At 61.7% G+C, this 19,987-nt stretch carries 17 protein-coding genes; 7 read left to right on the forward strand and 10 right to left on the reverse strand.

All coding sequences use genetic code 11. The annotated features are described in order from the left end of the window. Positions 1 to 5 precede the first annotated feature (5 nt). From iolB to V7773_RS24220, 3 genes are all read right to left on the reverse strand, one after another. A complete protein-coding gene (gene iolB / locus V7773_RS24210; protein WP_336075611.1) occupies positions 6 to 815 on the reverse strand; it encodes a 5-deoxy-glucuronate isomerase in 810 nt (269 codons plus the stop codon). Further along, entirely contained in the window at positions 812 to 1,705 is an 894-nt protein-coding gene (iolE, locus tag V7773_RS24215; protein WP_092349265.1) for a myo-inosose-2 dehydratase, read from the reverse strand. The genes iolB and iolE overlap by 4 nt, the downstream gene beginning before the upstream one ends. Positions 1,706 to 1,899: 194 nt before the next feature. Further along, positions 1,900 to 3,837 (reverse strand): bifunctional 5-dehydro-2-deoxygluconokinase/5-dehydro-2-deoxyphosphogluconate aldolase, encoded by a 1,938-nt coding sequence (locus V7773_RS24220; RefSeq protein ID WP_336075614.1) that lies wholly within the window; start codon positions 3,835 to 3,837, stop codon positions 1,900 to 1,902. 314 nt (positions 3,838 to 4,151) lie between these two features. Between V7773_RS24220 and V7773_RS24225 the strand changes: the two genes are divergently transcribed. Beyond that, on the forward strand, positions 4,152 to 5,075 hold the full coding sequence (locus V7773_RS24225) for a MurR/RpiR family transcriptional regulator (RefSeq protein ID WP_092349270.1): 924 nt from the start codon (positions 4,152 to 4,154) through the stop codon (positions 5,073 to 5,075). Between the two features lie 38 nt (positions 5,076 to 5,113). Continuing rightward, positions 5,114 to 5,719 (forward strand): glutathione S-transferase, encoded by a 606-nt coding sequence (locus tag V7773_RS24230; RefSeq protein ID WP_092146027.1) that lies wholly within the window; start codon positions 5,114 to 5,116, stop codon positions 5,717 to 5,719. Between the two features lie 233 nt (positions 5,720 to 5,952). Here V7773_RS24230 and hcnC read toward each other — a convergent pair whose 3' ends face one another. The 3 genes from hcnC to hcnA are packed head-to-tail and all read right to left on the reverse strand — an operon-like array spanning position 5,953 to position 8,940. Next, positions 5,953 to 7,215, reverse strand: a complete 1,263-nt coding sequence (gene hcnC, locus V7773_RS24235) for a cyanide-forming glycine dehydrogenase subunit HcnC (protein WP_336075619.1) — start codon at positions 7,213 to 7,215, stop codon at positions 5,953 to 5,955. Further along, positions 7,208 to 8,617: a cyanide-forming glycine dehydrogenase subunit HcnB gene (gene hcnB / locus V7773_RS24240; RefSeq protein ID WP_336075621.1), complete on the reverse strand. Its 1,410-nt coding sequence runs from the start codon at positions 8,615 to 8,617 to the stop codon at positions 7,208 to 7,210. The genes hcnC and hcnB overlap by 8 nt, the downstream gene beginning before the upstream one ends. Beyond that, the gene (gene hcnA / locus V7773_RS24245; RefSeq protein WP_092464337.1) at positions 8,614 to 8,940 is read right to left on the reverse strand and encodes a cyanide-forming glycine dehydrogenase subunit HcnA; all 327 of its coding nucleotides are present in this window, start codon (positions 8,938 to 8,940) and stop codon (positions 8,614 to 8,616) included. The genes hcnB and hcnA overlap by 4 nt, the downstream gene beginning before the upstream one ends. A 266-nt stretch (positions 8,941 to 9,206) precedes the next feature. Between hcnA and V7773_RS24250 the strand changes: the two genes are divergently transcribed. Together V7773_RS24250 and V7773_RS24255 are read left to right on the forward strand one after the other, a co-directional pair. Continuing rightward, entirely contained in the window at positions 9,207 to 9,890 is a 684-nt protein-coding gene (locus V7773_RS24250; RefSeq protein WP_039592999.1) for a response regulator transcription factor, read from the forward strand. Then, on the forward strand, positions 9,868 to 11,253 hold the full coding sequence (locus V7773_RS24255; protein WP_092349276.1) for a sensor histidine kinase: 1,386 nt from the start codon (positions 9,868 to 9,870) through the stop codon (positions 11,251 to 11,253). Before V7773_RS24250 ends, V7773_RS24255 begins: the two co-directional genes overlap by 23 nt. Positions 11,254 to 11,670: 417 nt before the next feature. Here V7773_RS24255 and purT read toward each other — a convergent pair whose 3' ends face one another. The 4 genes from purT to V7773_RS24275 all read right to left on the reverse strand — a co-directional run bounded on the left by purT (position 11,671) and on the right by V7773_RS24275 (position 14,997). Beyond that, positions 11,671 to 12,852 carry a formate-dependent phosphoribosylglycinamide formyltransferase gene (purT, locus tag V7773_RS24260; RefSeq protein WP_063324546.1) on the reverse strand — a complete coding sequence of 394 codons (1,182 nt, stop codon included), beginning with the start codon at positions 12,850 to 12,852 and terminating at the stop codon, positions 11,671 to 11,673. Between the two features lie 101 nt (positions 12,853 to 12,953). Beyond that, positions 12,954 to 13,421 carry a preQ0 transporter gene (locus tag V7773_RS24265; protein WP_336075625.1) on the reverse strand — a complete coding sequence of 156 codons (468 nt, stop codon included), beginning with the start codon at positions 13,419 to 13,421 and terminating at the stop codon, positions 12,954 to 12,956. 230 nt (positions 13,422 to 13,651) lie between these two features. Next, complete coding sequence (locus V7773_RS24270; RefSeq protein ID WP_336075627.1) at positions 13,652 to 14,437, reverse strand: siderophore-interacting protein; 786 nt, start codon at positions 14,435 to 14,437, stop codon at positions 13,652 to 13,654. Further along, positions 14,434 to 14,997 carry a PadR family transcriptional regulator gene (locus V7773_RS24275; protein ID WP_336075628.1) on the reverse strand — a complete coding sequence of 188 codons (564 nt, stop codon included), beginning with the start codon at positions 14,995 to 14,997 and terminating at the stop codon, positions 14,434 to 14,436. The genes V7773_RS24270 and V7773_RS24275 overlap by 4 nt, the downstream gene beginning before the upstream one ends. A gap of 428 nt (positions 14,998 to 15,425) precedes the next feature. Between V7773_RS24275 and V7773_RS24280 the strand changes: the two genes are divergently transcribed. The 3 genes from V7773_RS24280 (at position 15,426) to V7773_RS24290 (ending at position 19,935) form a co-directional block, all read left to right on the forward strand. Next, on the forward strand, positions 15,426 to 15,911 hold the full coding sequence (locus V7773_RS24280; RefSeq protein WP_336075630.1) for a CS1 type fimbrial major subunit: 486 nt from the start codon (positions 15,426 to 15,428) through the stop codon (positions 15,909 to 15,911). Positions 15,912 to 16,037: 126 nt separating this feature from the next. Then, on the forward strand, positions 16,038 to 18,572 hold the full coding sequence (locus V7773_RS24285; protein WP_336075632.1) for a CS1-pili formation C-terminal domain-containing protein: 2,535 nt from the start codon (positions 16,038 to 16,040) through the stop codon (positions 18,570 to 18,572). A 94-nt stretch (positions 18,573 to 18,666) separates the two neighbouring features. Next, a complete protein-coding gene (locus tag V7773_RS24290) occupies positions 18,667 to 19,935 on the forward strand; it encodes a hypothetical protein (protein ID WP_336075633.1) in 1,269 nt (422 codons plus the stop codon). Positions 19,936 to 19,987 lie beyond the last annotated feature (52 nt).

Raw genomic sequence — 19,987 nt, forward strand, 5'->3', positions numbered from 1 at the left:
GGAAATCAGAGGTCCAGCAGCCAGCTGTGCTGCGGATCGTTATGGAACTGCCAGACCCGCTTCGGGCCGGCCATGACGTTCAGGTAATACGACTCGTACCCGTAGGGCACGCTGACCGGGTGGTAACCCTTGGGCACCACCACCAGGTCGCTGTTCTCCACGGCCATGGCCTGGTCAATGCTGCGGTCATCGGTGTAGACCCGCTGGAACACGAAGCCTTGGGACGGGTTGACCTGGTGGTAATAGGTTTCCTCCAGGAAGCTCTGGTGCGGCAGGTCGTCGGTGTCGTGCTTGTGCGGTGGGTAGCTCGAGGAGTGCCCCGACGGTGTGCGCACTTCCACCACCAACAGCGAATGGGCCGGTTCGCTGTCCGGCAGGATGTCGCAGACATAACGGGTATTGGCGCCCTTGCCGCGCACACTGCGCTTCATGCTGTCCGGACGGATCAACCGTGGGCCGTATTCGTTTTGGGCCGAACCCGGTGCGGCACACACGGCAATCTGTACATCGCTCAGCGCGGTGACCTGGGCCTGGCTGCCGGGCGGCAGGTAGGCGGCATAGGGTGATTTGTCCTCGAACACCGACTGGCGATCACCGAGGTTGTCCCAATCGAAGGCCCCCTGCCCCGGCGCTTCGCCCTTGAGGCTGATGCGCCCGCTGAGCAGCACCAGGCACAATTCCTTGTCATCGGCGGCCACCGGCAGGGTTTCGCCCAGGCTCAGGCGGTAGGCGGCGAACCCGACATATTCCAGCTCACCTGCCGGCAACTGGACCATGGTTCGACCGCTGGAATGGCTCTTGATCAACAGGCTCATGACGGACTCCTTTCTTGCAGCAAGGCACGCAGCGTGTCGTAGCCCTTCTTGGCGTAGGCATAACTCGGCGCCACGGCGGGGTCCTGCTCGGCTTCCACCACCAGCCAGCCTTGGTAATCGGCGGCCAGCAGCACGTCGAGCAACGCGGCGAAGTCGATGTCGCCGTCCCCCGGCACGGTGAAGGTGCCGTTGATGATGCAGTCGGGGAAGCTCCACAGGTTATTGCGCGCCAGTTGCACCACCGGTTTGCGCACATCCTTGAAGTGCACATGGCAGATGCGCTCGATGTGCTTGCGCAAGACCTGCAGCGGTTCGCCACCGCCCATGTAGCAGTGGCCCGAGTCGAACAGCAGGCCGACTTCGCTGCCGGTCAGGGCCATCAGCTTGTCGATGTCTGCGGGCGACTCGACATAGGCGCCCATGTGGTGGTGATAGGCCAGGCGTACGCCTTGGGACAAGGTGAAGCGCGCCAGTTCGGTGAGTTTGTCGGCGTAGGCTTGCCAGGCTTCATCCGTATGGAAACGCGGGCGCTCGATCAGCGCAATCCGCTGGCCCTGGATGGAGTCGGCGACTTCCCCGTACACCAGCACCGTCGCGCCGTTCTGTGCCAGCAGCTCGACGTGGCTGGCGATCGCATCGATCTCTTCGGCCGCCGAACGCCGGGCCAGGCGGCTGGAATACCAGCCGGAGACCAGCGCCAGGTCATAAGGACGCAGCACATCGCCGACGCCCTTGGCGTCCTTGGGGAATTTGCCGTTGAGTTCAAAACCTTCGTAGCCGATTGCCTTGCCCTCGCTCAGCGCCGTGCTCAACGGCGTCTCGCCGCCCAACGACGGCAAGTCATCGTTGCTCCAGGAAATCGGGTTGATGCCAATTCGAATAGCGGGCATGGGCTGCACCTTTTATTGTTGTCTCTAAATGTTCAACCGATCACCTGTGGCGAGGGAGCTTGCTCCCGCTCGGCTGCGAAGCAGTCGTCAACCTGTGGATGCGGTTTGCCTGTCGAACCTGGGCTGGCTGATCGGGACTGCTTCGCAGTCCAGCGGGAGCAAGCTCCCTCGCCACAAAAAGCCCTGCATTACCATCACGCACGGGCACTGCGCCAGGCCTCGATCAATTCCACAAACCGGCCCTGCACCTGCCGGATCAGCGTTTCATCATCGATTTCCCCGGCCAGCCAAGCCCGGCTCGGTTCCTGGAAGATCGTGCGGCCCACGGCGAAACCGCGGCAGGTGGTGCTCTGGCTGGCCTGGCGAAAGCCTTCGGCCAGGGCGGCGGCCGGGGCATTGAGGCCCAGCAGGACCACGCCGCGGCAATACGGGTCGCGTTGCTGGATCAGCTCATCGAGCTGTTTCCACTCCTGCGCGCTCTGGGCCTCGATCTTCCACCACGCCGGGAAAATACCCAGGTTGTAGAGGCGCTTGAGGGCGCGATAGAGCACGTCCGGGTGGGGTGACGGATGATCCTTGGGCGGAATGACTTCCAGCAGCAATTCATGGCCGCTGACCTGGGACGCCTTGTACAGCCCCATCAATTGCGCTTCCTGCTCCAGGCGCAGCAGTGGTTCGTCATCAGGGTGAAATTGCACCAGGCACTTGATGATCTGTTCCTGGGGCCAGGCGATCAGGTTGCTGCCAATGGAGCGCCCATGCTCGAACGCCAGCGGCCGCGAATTCTGTACCTCCACCGGTCGCGCCACCCACCAGCCACGTCCGGTGGCAGCGTTCAGCGAGTCCTGGCCGAAGCGTTGGTCGGCCAGCAGGCCGACGTCGGCCTCGATGCCTTGGCGCTGCAGGTCGGCTTCAACCCGCTCCACCGCCTGGATGAACAGTTGCTTGAGGTCACCAATGCAGTTCAAGTCGCGACCGCCCTTCTGGGCCAGCTCCACCAGTTGCCAGCGATGGTCGAAGGCAAAGATGAACAATTGTTTCCAGGTCTTGCGCGGCACGCTGACCTGATGCAGCCGTTGCAGCACCGCATCCTGGTCCGGCCGGGTAATCGGCACCGGGCTCTTGAATAAATAGTCGAGCTCGGCCCGGGTCGGCATCGCCGGGGCACAGGCATGGCGCGACACCACCAGGCCGCCGCAGGCATTGGCCAACTGACAGCAGCGCTCATCGCTGGCGTCCTCCAGCCAACCGGCGAGGAACCCCGACATGAATGCATCACCGGCGCCCAGTACATTCAAGACCTCGACCCGGACACCAGGGTAAAGGGCGCCGTCTTCAAGGCGGGCCGGAATGGCGCCATGAATCACCGTGCAACCTTGCGCGCCAAGCTTGACCACCAGGGTCGCCGCCGTCAGCGAGCGCACGGTGCGCAAGGCGCTCAGCAGGTCTTCGCAGCCGCCGGCGATCAGGAATTCTTCTTCGGTGCCGACGATCAGGTCGAAACGCGGCAGGATGCTTTGCACGTGCTGGCTGACCTTCTGGTCGGCGACAAAACGGGTTTCCCCATCGGCCTTGCCTGCCAGGCCCCAGAGCACGGGGCGGTAGTCAATGTCCAACACGCGCTTGACGCTGTGTTTCTCGGCGTAATCCAACGCCTGGATGCTGGCCTTGTAGACGCTTTCGGTCGAGAAATGCGTGCCGGTGATCAGCAACGCCTTACTAGAGGCAATGAAGGTTTCGTCGATGTCTTCGACGCGCAGCGCCATGTCGGCGCAATTTTCCCGGTAGAACACCAAAGGAAAGGTTTCCCGGTCCTTGATACCCAGCAGGACCATGGCCGTCAGGCGTTCGGGATCGACCTTGATGCCACTGACGTCGCAGCCTTCACGTGCCAGGGATTCCACCAGGAAGCGGCCCATGTGGTCGTCCCCGACCCGGCTCAACATCGCTGACTTGAGCCCCAGCCGTGCCGTGCCGAAAGCGATGTTGGCCGACGAACCGCCCAGATACTTGGCGAAGCTTGCGACATCTTCCAGGCGCGCGCCGACTTGCTGCGCGTAAAGGTCGACGCCCAGGCGTCCCAGGCAGATCACATCCAATTGACGCCCACTGGCAAAACGAGTCTGGCCCATGCTGGCTCCTGTTATTTTTATCAGCCTGCGCTTGTCGCCAAAACCGACGCCAGCGCTGTTGGTGAATGCAGACTAAAACGAGCGGCGGGCAATAATCAATAATTATTCTATAAATTTTTTACGTGGAATATTTTTTCCAATACGCTATGCCCGAACCGGACCAGACGCAGTGCATCGTTTCAGCAGTTGCCGCAACATTTGTCCGCCCATGATTTTCCCTGCGCCTACGCTGTAGACTGCGACCAGCCAACCTATTGTCGAGGGCCGGCCTTTTTTTCGGGCCGCCCTATAAGAACAAGCCAGAAGGATTTTCTATGACCCGCCCCGATGATCTGCCGGCGCCGTCCGAGAGCGCGTCCGACCCCGCCCTCTCGAGCCCACCGATCAATGCCGAGCGCCTGCTGCAACTGATCACCGATGAATACGAAAGCCTGCCGCGCCAGCTCAAACGCATCGCCAGCTACATGAGCCAGCAGAGCGACCGGATCATGGTCGACCGCATCAGCGACATCGCACGGGAGTGCGAAGTGCACCCCTCGGCCATCGTCAGGTTTTCCCAGCGTTTCGGTTTCAGCGGGTTCAGCGAAATGCAGGCGTTGTTCCGCGAGGCCTACACCCACAAGACCACGCCGGTGCAGAACTACCAGCAGCGCATCCGCAGCATGATCGCCAACAAGTCGCAGAAAGCCAGCGGCGGCGACCTGGCCCGTGAGTGCGTCAACGCGACCCTGTCGGGCATCGAGCGGCTGGGGTTGGAGCTGGATGACCAGGCGTTCGAAAAGGCCGTAGATCTGGTGGTCAACGCCGACAATATCTATGTGGTGGGTGTGCGCCGCTCGTTCGCGGTGGCCGATTACCTGGTCTACAACCTGCAACACACCAATAAGCGCATTCACCTGGTGTCCGGCCTGGGGGGCAGTTACCGCGAGCAGATGCGCAGCGTGCGCGCCAACGACCTGGTCATCGCCATCAGCTTCACGCCCTATGGCAAGGAAACCCAGCACTGCCTGCGCATTGCCCAGCACCATCAGGCCAAGACCCTGATCATCACCGACAGCAACCTGTCGCCCCTGGCCAAACGGGCCAACGCGGTGTTGCTGGTCAACGAAGGCAGTTCGTTCGCCTTCCGTTCGTTGAGTGCCACGTTGTGCCTGTGCCAGGCATTGTTCATCGCCGTGGCTTACCGACTGGAACTCAAGGTCGATGAAATCCATGAACAGGTCGGGTTCGAGGATTAACGCCTCACCCCACTCTATAAACCGCTGAAGGAGAAGCCATGAAACTGATCGGCATGCTGGACTCGCCCTATGTGCGACGCGTCGCCATTTCCGCCAAGTGCCTGGGGGTTGCCCTGGAGCACGATTCCGTTTCGGTGTTCAGGCATTTCGAACAGTTCCAGCGCATCAACCCGGTGGTCAAGGCCCCGACCCTGGTGCTGGACGATGGCTCGGTGCTAATGGACTCCACGTTGATCATCGATTACCTGGAGGCCTTGGCTGCTCCGGGGAAAAGCTTGATGCCGGCCGACCTTGGGCAGCGGCTGCGATCACTGCGCCTGATTGGATTGGCCTTGGCGGCCTGTGAGAAGTCGGTGCAGATCTACTACGAACGCAACCTGCGGGAGATCCAGCACGCGCCTTGGGTTGAACGCGTAGAAGGCCAACTGGCGGCGGCTTATGGAATGCTGGAGCAGGAACTGGAAAAACAGCCGTTGAGCACTGATGGCAAACTCGATCAGGCCGGCATCACTGTCGCGGTGGCCTGGAGCTTCACCAATCTGGTGGTGCCGGACCAGGTGCAGGGCAAGGCTTTTCCGTTGATCAGCGCGTTCACCGCCTATGCCGAAGGGTTGGAGGCGTTTGTCAGTACGCCGATGGAATAACGGATGAATGCGGTTTGTGGCGAGGGAGATTGCTCCCGCTGGGCTGCGCAGCAGCCCCAACCATTTGCCTGACACACCGAGTCGCCAGGTCTCAGGGCCGCTTCGCGCCCCAGCGGGAGCAAGCTCCCTCGCCACTGGGGACGGTGGCGATGGGCAGATTCGTGCATGTTCCCACAGTTATTTTCGGGTAACTGTGGGAGAGGTGTTCACCTCAGCTCCTTCATGGCTCCCCTTCAGGCCAGCTCCAGGTCCTTCGGCTCGACGACACTCGGTGCCACTTCGAAGCGATCCGCCAGGAACGGCGTAAGGTCCAGCGGCAGCGGTTCATTGTTCACCAGCTTGTCCAGCAGCACCCCAGTGATGGCCGAGGTCAGGATGCCGGTGCGGAAATGACCGCAGGCGTTGAGGTAGCCCTCCACGCCGCGCATCGGCCCCAGGATCGGCAATTCATCAGGTGACCCGGGGCGCAGGCCGGCCCAGGTTCGTTTCAGGTTGATGTCGAGCAATTGCGGGATACACCGCACCGCGCCTTGCACCAACCCTTCGATCTCCGGATAGGTTGTGGTCACGTCGAAGCCTTTGTCTTCGGTGGTGCTGCCAATGAGGATCTCACCGTTGTCTTTCTGCGCCACGTAGCAGTCGCTGGTGGTCAGGCAGCCGTTGAGGATTTTCGGCATGCGCTCGGTCAACAGGATCTGCCCCTTGACCGGTTTGACCGGAATCCGCACGCCTGTGGCCTGCTCACTCAGGTCCGCCGCCCAGGCACCGGCCGCGTTGATCAGGGTCCGACAGTTGAATGTCCCCGCCTCGGCGGTTTTCACGCCTGTCACCCGCGTGCCGCTGCGCAGCACCTCGGTCACGCTGGTGTTGAAGAACAGGTCAACACCGTTCTGCCGGGCGCCTTCAGTGTAGGCATCGGCCAGGCGGAACGGACTGACCTGGTGATCGCAGAGAAACTCCAGCGCTCCCAAGGCTTCATGGCTGACATTCGGCTCCGCCTCACGCAGGGCGGCCTGGTCGAGCCAGCGCACCTGATCGGCCAGATGAGGAATGCAGGCAACGATGTGCTCCGCGTACAAACGGTCTTCGTCGTCGTAGATCACGAACTTGAGCCCGGTCTGCTCGAACTTGAAATCCATGCCATGGTTGTCGATCAACTCGCGGTGCAACTGCGGATACATCGCGTTGGACTGCAAGGCGAAATCAAAGAACGACTGGGGCAGGATGTGCGGCGTGCTGGCGTCCACCGCCACCGCGGCGCCTTGGGTCTGGCGCTTGCGGTTGGCCGACATCATGCGAAAGAAGATCACCCCGCAGCCCAGGCCCACCGACTCACCAATGGCCCACAGGCCGCCCGCCGAAGCGCGGGTCGCGTTGCCGGGGCGCTTGGCGTCGATCAGGGCGACTTTCAGGTGTTTGCGCTTGGACAGTTGATAGGCACAGGAGGCGCCGATCACACCGCCACCGGCGATGACCACGTCATAGTGCTTAATCATGGGAAACGGCCTCCGTGCCAAGGTTCTGGAACGCTGAAAAGGGAATCGGATCGATGGGGAAACGCGGTCGCAGCCAGCCCACGTCGGCACGCCCGGTAGCCTCGCGCAAGCGGTCGCTGCAATAGCCGACGCACATCCGCCCCTGGCAATCGCCCATGCTCACGCGGGTGCGCATTTTCAGGCTGGCCATGTCTTGCACACCCTGCTCCAGGGCCCGGTCGATGTCGGCGCGGGTGGTGTGCTCGCAGCGACAGATCACCGTATCGGCGGCCGGCAATGCGGTTTGTCCGGCGCCACGCTGAGTGTAGCGATCCACGGCGGCGCGAAAGCGAATGATCCGCTCCAGTTGCGCCTGATAGCGTTCGCGGCGCGCCAGGGCCGTGGACGGATCCAGCACATTGCGTTGCATCAGGATCGACAGCGCCGCGATGCGTCCACTCAGCATGGCCGCTTCACCGCCGCGAATCCCGCCCATGTCGCCGGCCAGGTGAATGTGCGCTTCGCTGCTCTGTTGCCAGGCATCGGACACGGCCCGCAAATAGCCGTCGTCGCTGAAACCGTGCTCCAGGCCCATTTGCTGGCTCAATTGAGTCCGCGGGATAAACCCGTAGCCGACCGCCAGCGTCTGGGCCGGGACCTGTTCAGCGCGTTTGAGGTCGGGTTCCCAGCTTGTGGAGTAAGGCGCGACGGTAACGACGCTCAACTCTCCCTCGCCGTCAGCCTGCACCACGCCCCAGCCATAGCGCACGGGAATGCGATTGAGCTTGAGGTAGGCCAACATGCTCAGGCCGTCGAGGAACAGTTGCGGCTTGTTCAGCAACGCCAGGCTTTCCTTGGCGATCCGGCCGAACGCACAGGCCTCATACACACCCGCCACCGCCACGCCCGATGCGTGCAGTTGACAAGCCACCAGTGGCAACAACGGACCGGTGCCAGCGATCACCACCGGGCTCGGCGGCTTGACCACACCGCTCTTGATCTGCAATTGCAGGCCCCCGAGCATCATCACGCCCGGCAGGGTCCAGCCCGGAAACGGCACGCTGCGTTCGTGACAACCGGCCGCCAGCACCAGATGGGAATAGGCGACCTCGCCCAGGCGCTCGTCGGCATCCAGCAGCACCAGCGCCCGGAAGCCTTCGGCACCCATGACACGGCTGCTCAATCGCACGTCGATCAGGCCGGCGTGTTGCTGGAATTCACCGTGGAGTTTCTCCAGGGCTTCGCTGTAGCGCGGGCCGAGGTAATCCAGGCGCACGCCATCGCGCAACGGTCCGCGATACACCACGCCCCCCAGGCGCGGCGCTTCTTCGAGCAAGGTGCAGCGCACGCCGTGGGAGGCCAGTTCGATGGCTGCGGCCATCCCCGCCGGCCCACCGCCGACAATCACCGGATCGAGGTTCATGGCGCCTCCGTTTCGGTGATGCGGTTGACCCGGGTTTCGATCTGCATGCCGGGGCGTACCAGGGTCTGGCAGGCGCGGCGCTTGTGGCGGCCATCGATCTTGACCAGGCAGCATTGGCATACACCCATGCCGCAATAGGCACCGCTGATCTGGTCGTGGTCGTTGCGGGCCACCTGCCGTTGACCCAAGGACTGGATGACGGTGAGGACGGTTTCACCGTGGGCGGCGCTGACGGCCTGCCCGTCCAGGCGCACCGTCATGTCGGCCTGGGTCAGCGGCTGGATATCAAATTTTCGGCGTAGAAGGTCTTGAGGTTGAATCATATTGCTCTTCCTTGAAAGTTCTGTGGGGCGGGCTCCTTGCGGCACACCACGAGTATCAGTACCTGGCAGCGACAGCGCACTACCACAGGGCAACAGATACAACATGCTGGATCGCGCCGATTTATGTTAGGAGTTATTTGTGACCAGTTGTTGATCCACGCCAGTGAATCCGCTTTTCGGCTCATGAACTTTTTTTCAGAAAGCCGACAGGTATTCTTTGGCAGAATGCTGCGCAATAGCACCGACTTCCCTACACGGTACCGCCCATGAACCGCATCCTGACCATCGAAGACGACGCCGTGACCGCCCGTGAAATCGTCGCCGAGCTGACCCGCAACGGCCTGGACGTCGATTGGGTCGACAACGGCCGCGAAGGCCTGGAACGGGCGGTGAGCGGCGACTACGACCTGATCACCCTCGACCGCATGCTGCCCGAGCTCGACGGCCTGGTGATCGTCACCACGCTGCGCACCATGGGCGTGGCCACGCCGATCCTGATGATCAGCGCCCTCTCCGACGTGGACGAGCGGGTCCGTGGCCTGCGGGCCGGCGGCGACGATTACCTGACCAAACCGTTCGCCACCGACGAAATGGCCGCCCGGGTCGAAGTGCTGCTGCGGCGCAACAATGGCGCCCGCGAGCCGGAAACCGTACTGCGGGTAGCCGACCTGGAGCTGAACCTGATCAGCCGAGAAGCCAGCCGCAACGGGCAACTGCTCAGCCTGCTGCCCACCGAATACAAGCTGCTCGAATTCCTGATGCGCAACAGCGGGCAGATCCTCTCGCGCATGATGATTTTCGAGGAAGTCTGGGGCTATCACTTCGACCCTGGCACCAACCTGATCGACGTGCACATTGGCCGCCTGCGCAAGAAAATCGACCCGCCGGGCCTGGAACCGCTGATTCGCACGGTACGGGGTTCCGGCTATGTCATTGCTGAACCCCGCTAAGGGCTGGCGCTCCTCCAGCAGCCGTCTGCTGGCGCTGTACAGTTCGCTGTTCGTGATCTGGAGCGCGATCCTGATGGGGGTCATGTATTACGAAGTGTTTGGCTACCTCGACAGCCTGGCCAAGCACTCCCTGATGCAGCGCCAGCACCTGTTCGCCCGGATCCATGGCGATCAACTGGAAGATGCGCTCATGGCCAGCCTGACGCTGGACGAGCGCGGTGTCGACGCCTACGGGCTGTTCGATCCGCAACTGCGCCATTTGAGCGGGCCGATCCTGCGCGTGCCCGCCGACCTGCCCCTTGACGGCAAGATCCACATGCTCGGCGGCTGCGTCGATTCCGATGACCCCGGAGTGCCTTCCGACAGCTGCGACGCGGTGGCGACCCGGACCCAGGACGGTCGCTGGTTGGTCCTGGCCCGGGACAACGGCTCGCTGTTCGCGGTGACACGGATCATCCTGCACGCGCTGTTCTGGGGCGTATCGCTGACCGTCCTGCCGGGCATTGCTGGCTGGCACCTGCTGCGCCGCCGACCGCTACGACGGATTCGCCAGTTGCAGGCCAGCGCCGAAGCCATCGTTGCCGGCGACCTGACCCATCGCCTGCCGCTGTCGAGCCGGCGTGATGAATTGGACATGCTGGCGGCAATCGTCAATGCCATGCTCGAGCGCATCGAGCGCTTGATGAATGAGGTCAAGGGCGTGTGCGACAACATCGCCCATGACCTGCGCACCCCCTTGACGCGTCTGCGTGCGCAACTTTATCGCATCCAGCAACAGGCGCCGGACGGCTCGCCCGAGGCCTTGCAAATGGATCAGGTGATCGCCGAGACCGACACCCTGATGGCACGGTTTCGGGGGTTGTTGCGGATTTCCGAGCTGGAAGACCAGCAGCGGCGCTCGGGTTTCGTGCGCCTCGACCCGTTGCAGTTATTGCAGGAGCTGCATGACTTTTACCTGCCGCTGGCCGAGGAAGGCGAGCTGACCTTCATCCTCGAGGTGCCTGATGCGCTGCCCCTGCTCAATGGCGACCGGGCATTATTGTTCGAGGCCGTCTCGAACCTGCTGAGCAACTCCATCAAATTCACTCCGCCGGGCGGCACAGTGATCCTGCGTGGGGTCGATCAGGGCGACAGCACCCGCATCGAAGTGCTCGATTCGGGCCCGGGCATCCCCGAGGCGGAGCGCAAGGCCGTGTTTCGCCGTTTCTACCGTGCCGAGGGCAGCAGCCAGCACGGCGGATTCGGTCTGGGCCTGTCAATCGTCGCGGCGATCGTCAATCTGCATGGATTCACGCTGGAGGTGGGCAGCAGCGAACACGGCGGCGCGCGGTTGGTGCTCGATTGCCGGGGGACACTGTTGTAGGGAAACCGCACCTGTGTTGCTGCAGGGAACACTGCACCTGTGGCTCTTGAGCTTTTGTGGCGAGGGAGCTTGCTCCCGCTGGGCTGCACAGCAGCCCCTCTCAAGCTCACTCAATCAACCTGATCCACCGCGTCGCCGGGTTTTAGGGCCGCTTCGCGACCCAGCGGGAGCAAGCTCCCTCGCCACGGGGAATTGGGCACGGCGCGGGTTAGGGGAATGCCTCGAATCAGTGTCAGTTTCAAGAGCAAATCGGTTGGTCGACCGGGATGCTTTTGTGGCAGGGAGCTTGCTCCCGCTGGGCTGCGCAGCAGCCCCTCTCAAGCTCACTCAATCAACCTGATCCACCGTGTCGCCGGGTTTTAGGGCCGCTTCGCGCCCCAGCGGGAGCAAGCTCCCTCGCCACGGGGGGGGCCAGCCTTACAACTCGATCTTGACGGCCTGCGAAGCCCGGGTCGCCTTGGCGCGGGCGGCTTCGATGGATTCGTCGCGGGCCAGGGCCACGCCCAGGCGGCGTTGGCCGTTGACTTCCGGTTTGCCGAACAGGCGCAGGGCGGTGTCCGGCTCGCTCAGGGCGGCGCCGAGGTTGGCGAAAGCGGTCTGGGTCGACTGGCCTTCCACCAGGATCACCGCCGAAGCCGATGGGCCGAACTGGCGGATCAACGGAATCGGCAGGCCGAGAATGGCGCGGGCGTGCAGGGCGAATTGCGACAAGTCCTGGGAAATCAGCGTCACCAGGCCAGTGTCGTGCGGACGTGGCGAGACTTCGCTGAACCACACCTGATCACCCTTGATGAACAGCTCGACGCCAAACAGGCCGCGACCACCCAGGGCCTCGGTCACTGCCTTGGCGACGCGCTCGGATTCAGCCAGGGCCACCGGGCTCATGGCCTGGGGCTGCCAGGATTCCTGGTAGTCGCCTTTCTCCTGACGGTGACCGACCGGTGCACAGAACGTGGTACCGCCGACATGGCGCACGGTCAGCAAGGTGATTTCGTAGTCGAAGTCGATGAAGCCTTCGATGATTACCCGGCCCTTGCCGGCACGGCCGCCTTCCTGGGCATAGTCCCAGGCTTTCTGCACGTCGTCGGCACTGCGCAGCAGACTCTGCCCCTTGCCCGACGAACTCATCACCGGCTTGACCACACACGGGAAGCCCAGGGTTTCGACGGCCTTGCGATAGTCTTCCACGGTGTCGGCGAAGAAATACGGCGAGGTCGGCAGGCCCAGCTCTTCAGCGGCCAGACGACGGATGCCTTCACGGTTCATGGTCAACTGCGCGGCGCGGGCGGTAGGGATCACGGTGAAGCCTTCGGCTTCCAGTTCCACCAGGGTGGCGGTGGCGATGGCTTCGATTTCCGGCACGATGAAATGCGGCTTCTCGGCCTCGATCACCGCACGCAGGGCGGCGCCGTCGAGCATGTTGATCACATGGCTGCGGTGGGCCACTTGCATGGCCGGCGCGTTGGCGTAGCGATCCACGGCGATCACTTCAACGCCCAGGCGCTGCAGCTCGATTACCACTTCCTTGCCCAGCTCACCGCTGCCACACAACAAAACGCGGGTCGCGGTGGGCGACAAGGGAGTTCCGATACGGGTCATCTGAAGGTCCTCAAACAGGAGCGGTCGTCGAGGGTTGCACGCCGGGCGAGCTTCCCTTGGGGAGAAAACGCGGCATTTTACATGAACTGCGGGTTTTGGCTTCAGGTGGCGACGGTTTGCTTGCGCAAACGCCAGGCCATGATCAGCCAGACAGCCGTGACCCCGGCGAATTTCGAGAGCAGGGCGGTGATCACCACGGCAGGCGTCAGAGCGTCGATCAGGCCGAAGAAAATGAACGTGTCTAGCGGAATGCTCAGGGCCGAACTGATCCATAGCCGATCATGCAATGGGCGTTTGGTGATCGTGAACACCAGCCAGTCGATGCACTCGGACACGGCAAACGCCGTGGCACTGGCCAGGGCGATGGTCGGATCCGAGGTGACATAGGACAACACCAGAGCCACCAGCATCGCCGCGATAGCACCATGGCCGAAACGGGTCTGCACCATGTCCCGCAGGATAAACACCAGCCCGCCCCAGGCCGACCAGATGATGTCCAGGTGCGGCGCGGCGGAAAACGCGGAGTTGATCAGCACGACGCTGGCGATGTAGGCGATCAGGAAGAGCATGGGGGTACCTGGTGAAATGTCGTGCCAAATATTGAAGGATAGCGATATTCCCCGTGGCGAGGGAGCTTGCTCCCGCTGGGGCGCGAAGCGGCCCCAAACCAGGCAACCCGGTGGATCAGGTTAATTGAGTGGTCTTTGAGAGGGGGGCTGCTGCGCAGCCCAGCGGGAGCAAGCTCCCTCGCCACGGAGTTCTGTGTCGCTCAATGGGTAGTTTAGCCGCCGCCAATAGCTCATTCCTCCTCACTCCCCTCCGCCTTCCAATACCCTACAGCCTTCACGAAATCCTGATCCAACCCTTTCTCGTCCAGCAACACCTTGCGAATCTGCCGCGACACCTTGCTCTCGGTGGCGACCCAGGCGTAGAGCTTGCCACCGGGCATATCCAACTGCTGCACGGTGGTCAGCAGGTTGTCCTGGCGACCTTCGCGCAGCACCCAGATCACATGCACCTGCGCCGAGCTCTGGAGGACCTGCTGCTCGGCGCCGTTTTCCACTTCCACCACCACCAGGGCACGCCGGTTCGGCGCCAGGCCTTCGAGGCGGCGGGCGATGGCGGGGAGGGCGGTTTCGTCGCCGATCAGCAGGTAGCTGTCGAAGATGTCCGGCACGATCATCGAACCCCGTGGCCCACCGATGTCGAGGTACTGCCCCGGCGTTGCCTGGGACGCCCAGGTCGAGGCAGGGCCGTCACCGTGGAGCACGAAATCGATATCCATCTCCAGGGTGTCCAGGTCATAGCGGCGCGGGGTGTAGTCGCGCATTTCCGGCAATGCGCCCTGGGCCTTGCCGGCAGCGAGATTGATGCTTTCCAGCGCCGCCCGTTCCTCGGCGTTCTGCGGGAAAAACAGCTTGACGTGATCATCCGTGCCCAGGCTGACGAACCCGGCCAGTTCCGGTCCGCCGACGGTGATACGGCGCATGCGCGGGGTCAGGTCCTGCACCCGCAAGACCTCCAGGCGACGGCGTTTGACCTCGTGATTGACACGGTGAATGGTGTTTGGATCGACTGCTGTCATGGTGTTGACTCCGAAACGGGTGGACGGTCGAGGCCGTCGATGATGGCTTTGGCGGTGTCGTTGAGCAAGTCGCATACCCGCTTGATCTCCTCCGGGGTCCAATGTCCGGGGTGCTTGTGCAGCGCATGCCGCAGGTTATACACCGCTTCGTGGATTTGTGCGGGGCGCTCCTGTCCGCGCAGCGCGCGTTTGCCGGCTTCGATACGCCCCCTCATCCCATCCAGCGCCACGGCTTGCTCTTCAAGGGATAGACGTCCGGCGTCGGTCACTCTGTAGCATTTTTTCCCGTCCTCGACGCCACAGGTCACCATCGTGCTCATTTCCAGGAAGGTCAGGGTCGGGTAGATCACCCCGGGGCTGGGGCTGTAGGCGCCGTCGAACATATTTTCGATCCGACGGATCAGGTCATAGCCATGGCAAGGCTGTTCGGCAATCAGCGCCAGCAACAGCAGCTTCAGATCGCCAGAAGCGAAGACCCGTGGACCACGGCTGCCACGCTCACGGACTGCCGTGGGTTGTTCAAGTCCATCGTTCTTGGGAAGGGAATAAGTGACTGTCATATGCGCGCTCTCCATTCTGCATAAGATAAAACTTAGATATATCTTTATTTGAAGATATATCTTTGATAAGTTTCTGGAACTAAGATGTATTTTTATTCGCAAGGTCTTACTTGGGGTCGGAAAAAACCTTACATGAAAGCTCTAGGCACGGGGTGACAAGCATACGGGCTGCATACATTTGTAATGATTGAGTAGCGTGTAGGCTGGCAATGTGGGTTGTTTCTGACAGCCAAACTTCAACTTTATAAGAATCAGCTTCTTTTTCTTCGTGCTGTATGCGCGAAGTACTACACCGTTATGGGAAAGTGCCTGCTTATTTTTAGATAAAGAGAGCCGATCATGCCCCGGCGTTGAAGGGGGCAGGCCAAGCGGTTATTGGCCTGCAACTTTCAACCTTTCTCTTTATGTCAAGAACAGGTGTTAACAACATGCTCAAACAATTCGTATCCGGTACTGCTCTGGTCGCTGCTGCCCTGGGTTCTTCGGCGGCGTTCGCCCTCGACGATGCTCGTTCTTCGATCCATATCACGGCGAACATCCCGACCGAACAGTTCCATGTGCAGCCACGTGACCCGAACTTCGGTAAGGATGAAGTCATGAGCTACAACCTTGTCGCCGGCACACTGACTTCCCTGCGCCAGACCTTCGACGTGAAGAACACCAACGGTTCGGTCCATGCCTACATCGAGGGTGGCCCGGCAGCGCTGTACAACGGCCGTGACGCCATCGCCCTGACCACCAAGTTCAACGGCATCACCCTGACTGCCACCCCTCAGGAAGTGGTGGATGATGCAACCTCCACTCCAGGTACCCAGGCTGACATGACCATCGTCGCGGCCAAGCCACTGGATACCCAGAACGGCCTGTACACCGCCGACATGACCGTGATCTTCGACGCCGTGCCGCGCCCGTGATGCCGCTCGATGCCCGTTGAGGTTCGCCTCATTGCACGGGCATTGCCGCAGGCCGTCCGGCGCTCCCCTGCCGGGCGGCCCGCACCCGAAACGCCCTGATCGTTCGTTGATTATGAGAATCCGTTGATGTTTCCGATGACACCCATCGCGGGTGCCCTCGCGCTGTTTCTGTGCGCGAGTGCATTGGCTGCGCCGACTGCCCCCGGTACCACACCCAAGAGCCTGCTAGCCCAGGCCAAGGGTTTGCCGGCTGAGTTTGAATCGCACTTTTTCGATGTGCCTTTGGCGGTTCGTGTTGAACTCAATCAACAGTACCTCGGTGAAGCCATGGTGGTCTTGACGCGGGATGATCGTATTACCCTGCTCGAATTCACCGACACGCAGGATAGCTCGATAAAAGCTGCCGAGCGCGATCAATGGGAGCAGCATCTCAAGCAGGGACAAGGGCTGGGCGCTTGTGAAAGCCGCTGCCCGTCCGGGCTGCTGGCTGTGCATTACAGTCTGGAAAATTCATTGGTGTCGATCCTGACCAGGGACGTGGAGCGAGCCAACGAAACCAAGCGTTACCACGATCAGCCAGAAGGCGGCAGCCTCGGCCTGATCTTCAACAACCAACTGAATATCAATGGTGGCCAGGAACAGGACACTGGCGGGCGTTATGGCCTCAACGCCAGTTCCAGCGTGGGCAACTGGAGCCAGTCACTGGACCTTCAGCTTTCGCGTCTTGGCGGCCCGGACGACAAGCTGTACCACGCCGTCCACGAGCTTTACACCCAACGAGAGATGGAAGGGAATTTTTTCCGCCTGGGTTATTTCACGCCCAGTTCCGATGGCTTGAACCGTCAGATCCGTTCGTTCGGGGCCAACCCCGACACCGCGCTCGGCGTCATGTACGGTAGCTCCGACAGCCTGGTGGTGGAAAACCCCAAGCCCAGCGTCTACCCCATCTATGTCACCGCCAGCCGCCAGGCTTCGGTGGAGATTTATCGCAACGGGCTGCTGATCAATTCTCAGGCGGTCAGCGCCGGCTTGCAGAGCCTGGACACCCGGCCCTTGCCCGGCGGCATCTATGAAGTGGAAGTGCGCCTGATCGAGGACGGGCAAACCACCGCCACCAGCCAGGAGCTGGTCTACAAACCCAATAACTGGAGCAATTCCGAGGATCGCTGGCGCTACAACTTGTTCGCCGGACGCGAAACCAGGCTCTGGAGCAACTGGGAAGACCAACCCTCGGGTTTCACCACCGCGGGTGTGGGCTTCAACTACCTGCTGCATCCCCGGGTGATCCTCGGTGCCTCCACGCGCCAGGTGCAGGACAAACTGCAAGTGGGCACCTCGGTGGACTGGACGCTGGCCAGCAACACCAGCCTGTACGCCAACGTCTATCAGACCCAGCAGTACGGCACCGGCATGGACGTGCAAGGCCTGTACAGCTATGGCCATGGCAGCGTCGTGGCGAGCCACACCCGCAGCTGGCTGGACACCCGCAACACTTATGAAACCCGGCCGGACGGCACCCGCATTCGCCAGCGCAGCGTGTTCGTCGGTCAAACCAGCAACTCCTCGCTTTCGGTCAACCATCGCTTGAGCAACAAGACCTCCATCAATGGACGGCTGGCCTACAGCGAAGGCAATGTCCAGGGCACCGGGCTTGACCTGGGCTGGACCCAGCGCGGCAAGCTGCGTGGCAGCGATGCCAACTGGCGGCTGTCGGTGTTCGACCGCCCCGGTACGTCGAGCACCGCCGACCGGCGCAACCGCGGCGTCGACCTGAGCATCAGTGTCGCGTTGGGCGGGCCGGGCGAGTACTGGTCGGGCAGCATCGGCACCCGCACATCGCGGGACGGCGACCGCGACCACAATGCCTCTGTGACCTATCGCCGGGACCTGCAGGACCACGTCTTGCAAAGTGTCTCCGCCACGGCAATGGCCGACACCTATGGCGTGGGGCTGTCCGGCATCGGCAGTTTCATGACCGATTCGCTGTATGGCGACGGTTTCGTCCAGCGCTCGTCCTATAACGACAACCTCACCGGCGGCTTGAACCTGAGCAGCACCGTCGCCGTGGGCGGCCAGAAAGCCGCCTTCACCGGCCTGCCCCAAGGGCGCGGCGCGGGCCTGATCGTCGATGTGGAAACCGACCTGAACGATGTCGCCCTGCGTGCCGACGACTTGACCGGTGGCAGCACGACGTTGCACCCGGGCCGCAACTTCATCCCCATCACCGCCTACAAGAACAGCATGGTGACCTTCGACTTCGAGGGTGTGCATCCGCCGGCGGCCAATATCGAGCCTGCGCGGACCCGTTATCACCTGAACAAGGGCGGCGTGGATTACCGCAAGGTCCAGGTGATGAAAACCGTGACCGTACTCGGGCGCCTGGTGGACGAACAAGGCGAGCCGCTTCGGGGCCATCACGTGATCAACCACGCCAGCCGCGGCGTCAGCGAGGCGGATGGGTTTTTCTCCATGGAAATGAACGCCAGCTCACCCACCCTGGAAGTGCGCTACGGCAGCGAATTGTTCTGCCGGTTCCGCCTCGACCCGGACAACGCCAACCGCGAAGGCGATGTGTTGATGATCGGTGATTTGCGCTGCACGCCGGACACCCTGGCAGATAACTCGTTGGGCGAGACCGGCAAGGACCGGCAGCGCTCCTGATTCCTGATGTGTCGCGGGGAGCAAGGTGTGCGCCCCGCGTGAAGGTTCTTTCTCCAACTTGCAGGGATTCGCTTTGATGTATGAGGTTGTATAGATGAAACCCTTATCGGTAGCGGTGCGCAGCGTGGTTTCGGTGCTGTTGTTTGCGTCGCTTCTTGCTGGCTCACCCACGGCTAGTGCATTGACGCAAGAAATCAGTGCGATTTTTCGGCCTGATCCTTCGAAACCTATGGAGAACAAGTTCACCAATACCACGCCAGTTAGCGGGTTTTGCGCATCTAAGCCGTCGGAGTGCAGGGCGGCAGGAATTTTCAGCATTCTATTGCATGTCTCTGCCAATGCGATCGGCCCTATCCAGGCGGGTCATGAAGACCCTCGGCAAGGTGCGATGTTTAAAGTGCCTGCCAATTGGCGCCCGGTACAAGTTACTCATGTGGGTACGGGCGAAACAGAGGTTGTTGAAGTGCGCTGGGCCGGTGTGGGATCGCAACAATTTTTCCCCGAGAGTGATGTGGTCCAATTGGTCGGTGGAGATGTGAGTAGTTACAGAGCCCACCAGATGTTATGGACCGGTCGTGATTGGTTGTATGCGCCTGCGCCGTGTCAAAACACCGGAATCGCACGCTATACCGATAGGACCTACTCTTTTTTCTGGAAAACGCCGACGGAGGGCGTATGTACGAAAAGGGCCAATTATCTAATCCCTCAGGGAAGCATGAGATACGTCTACCTGGACTTCGCTTACGAACTGCGCACACCCAACCCATTGAAGATGTCGTCCGGCCAATACACCGGGTCGCTGACCTATAGCGTTGGTCCGGGACAGGACATTGACATGGGGGATGTGATGATCCCCACCGATTCGGCTATCACGCTCAACTTCAAACTTGACGTCGAACACACCCTCAAGGTCGAAATCCCCCCCGGCGGCAACCGCGTCGAATTGGTCCCCCAAGGCGGCTGGCAAGCCTGGTTGAACCAGGGGCAAAAACCGACACAGCTGTTCCGTGACCAGCGCTTCCACATCTCAGCCTCCTCCCGTTTCAAGATGGGGCTCGAATGCCAATACGTCAGCGGTAATACCTGCGCGATCACCGAAACCGGCAGCGGTCATGCCGTGCCGGTGGATGTCAGTGTGACCCTGCCCGATGGCTTGACGGACGCCGCCGGACAACCGGTCAACCGTCGTCAGCTAAGGCTTGATGGCAGTGGCACCGAACTGTTCCAGCCGGGCTTCTATGTCGATCGCCGCTCGGGAACCCTGCACTTCGAAGTTGGCCGCAGCCAGGTCGAAGCGATGCTGGACACCGGCGCCAAGGCGTATAGCGGCAACGTCACAGTGATTTGGGATTCGGAAGTCTGAACCCTGGGTTCGGTCAACGGCTGTTTTTCTCCGCCACGATTCGCTCTGCTAC

This window comes from Pseudomonas sp. 3JA (assembly GCF_036961705.1).
GTDB lineage: Bacteria > Pseudomonadota > Gammaproteobacteria > Pseudomonadales > Pseudomonadaceae > Aquipseudomonas > Aquipseudomonas fluorescens_Q.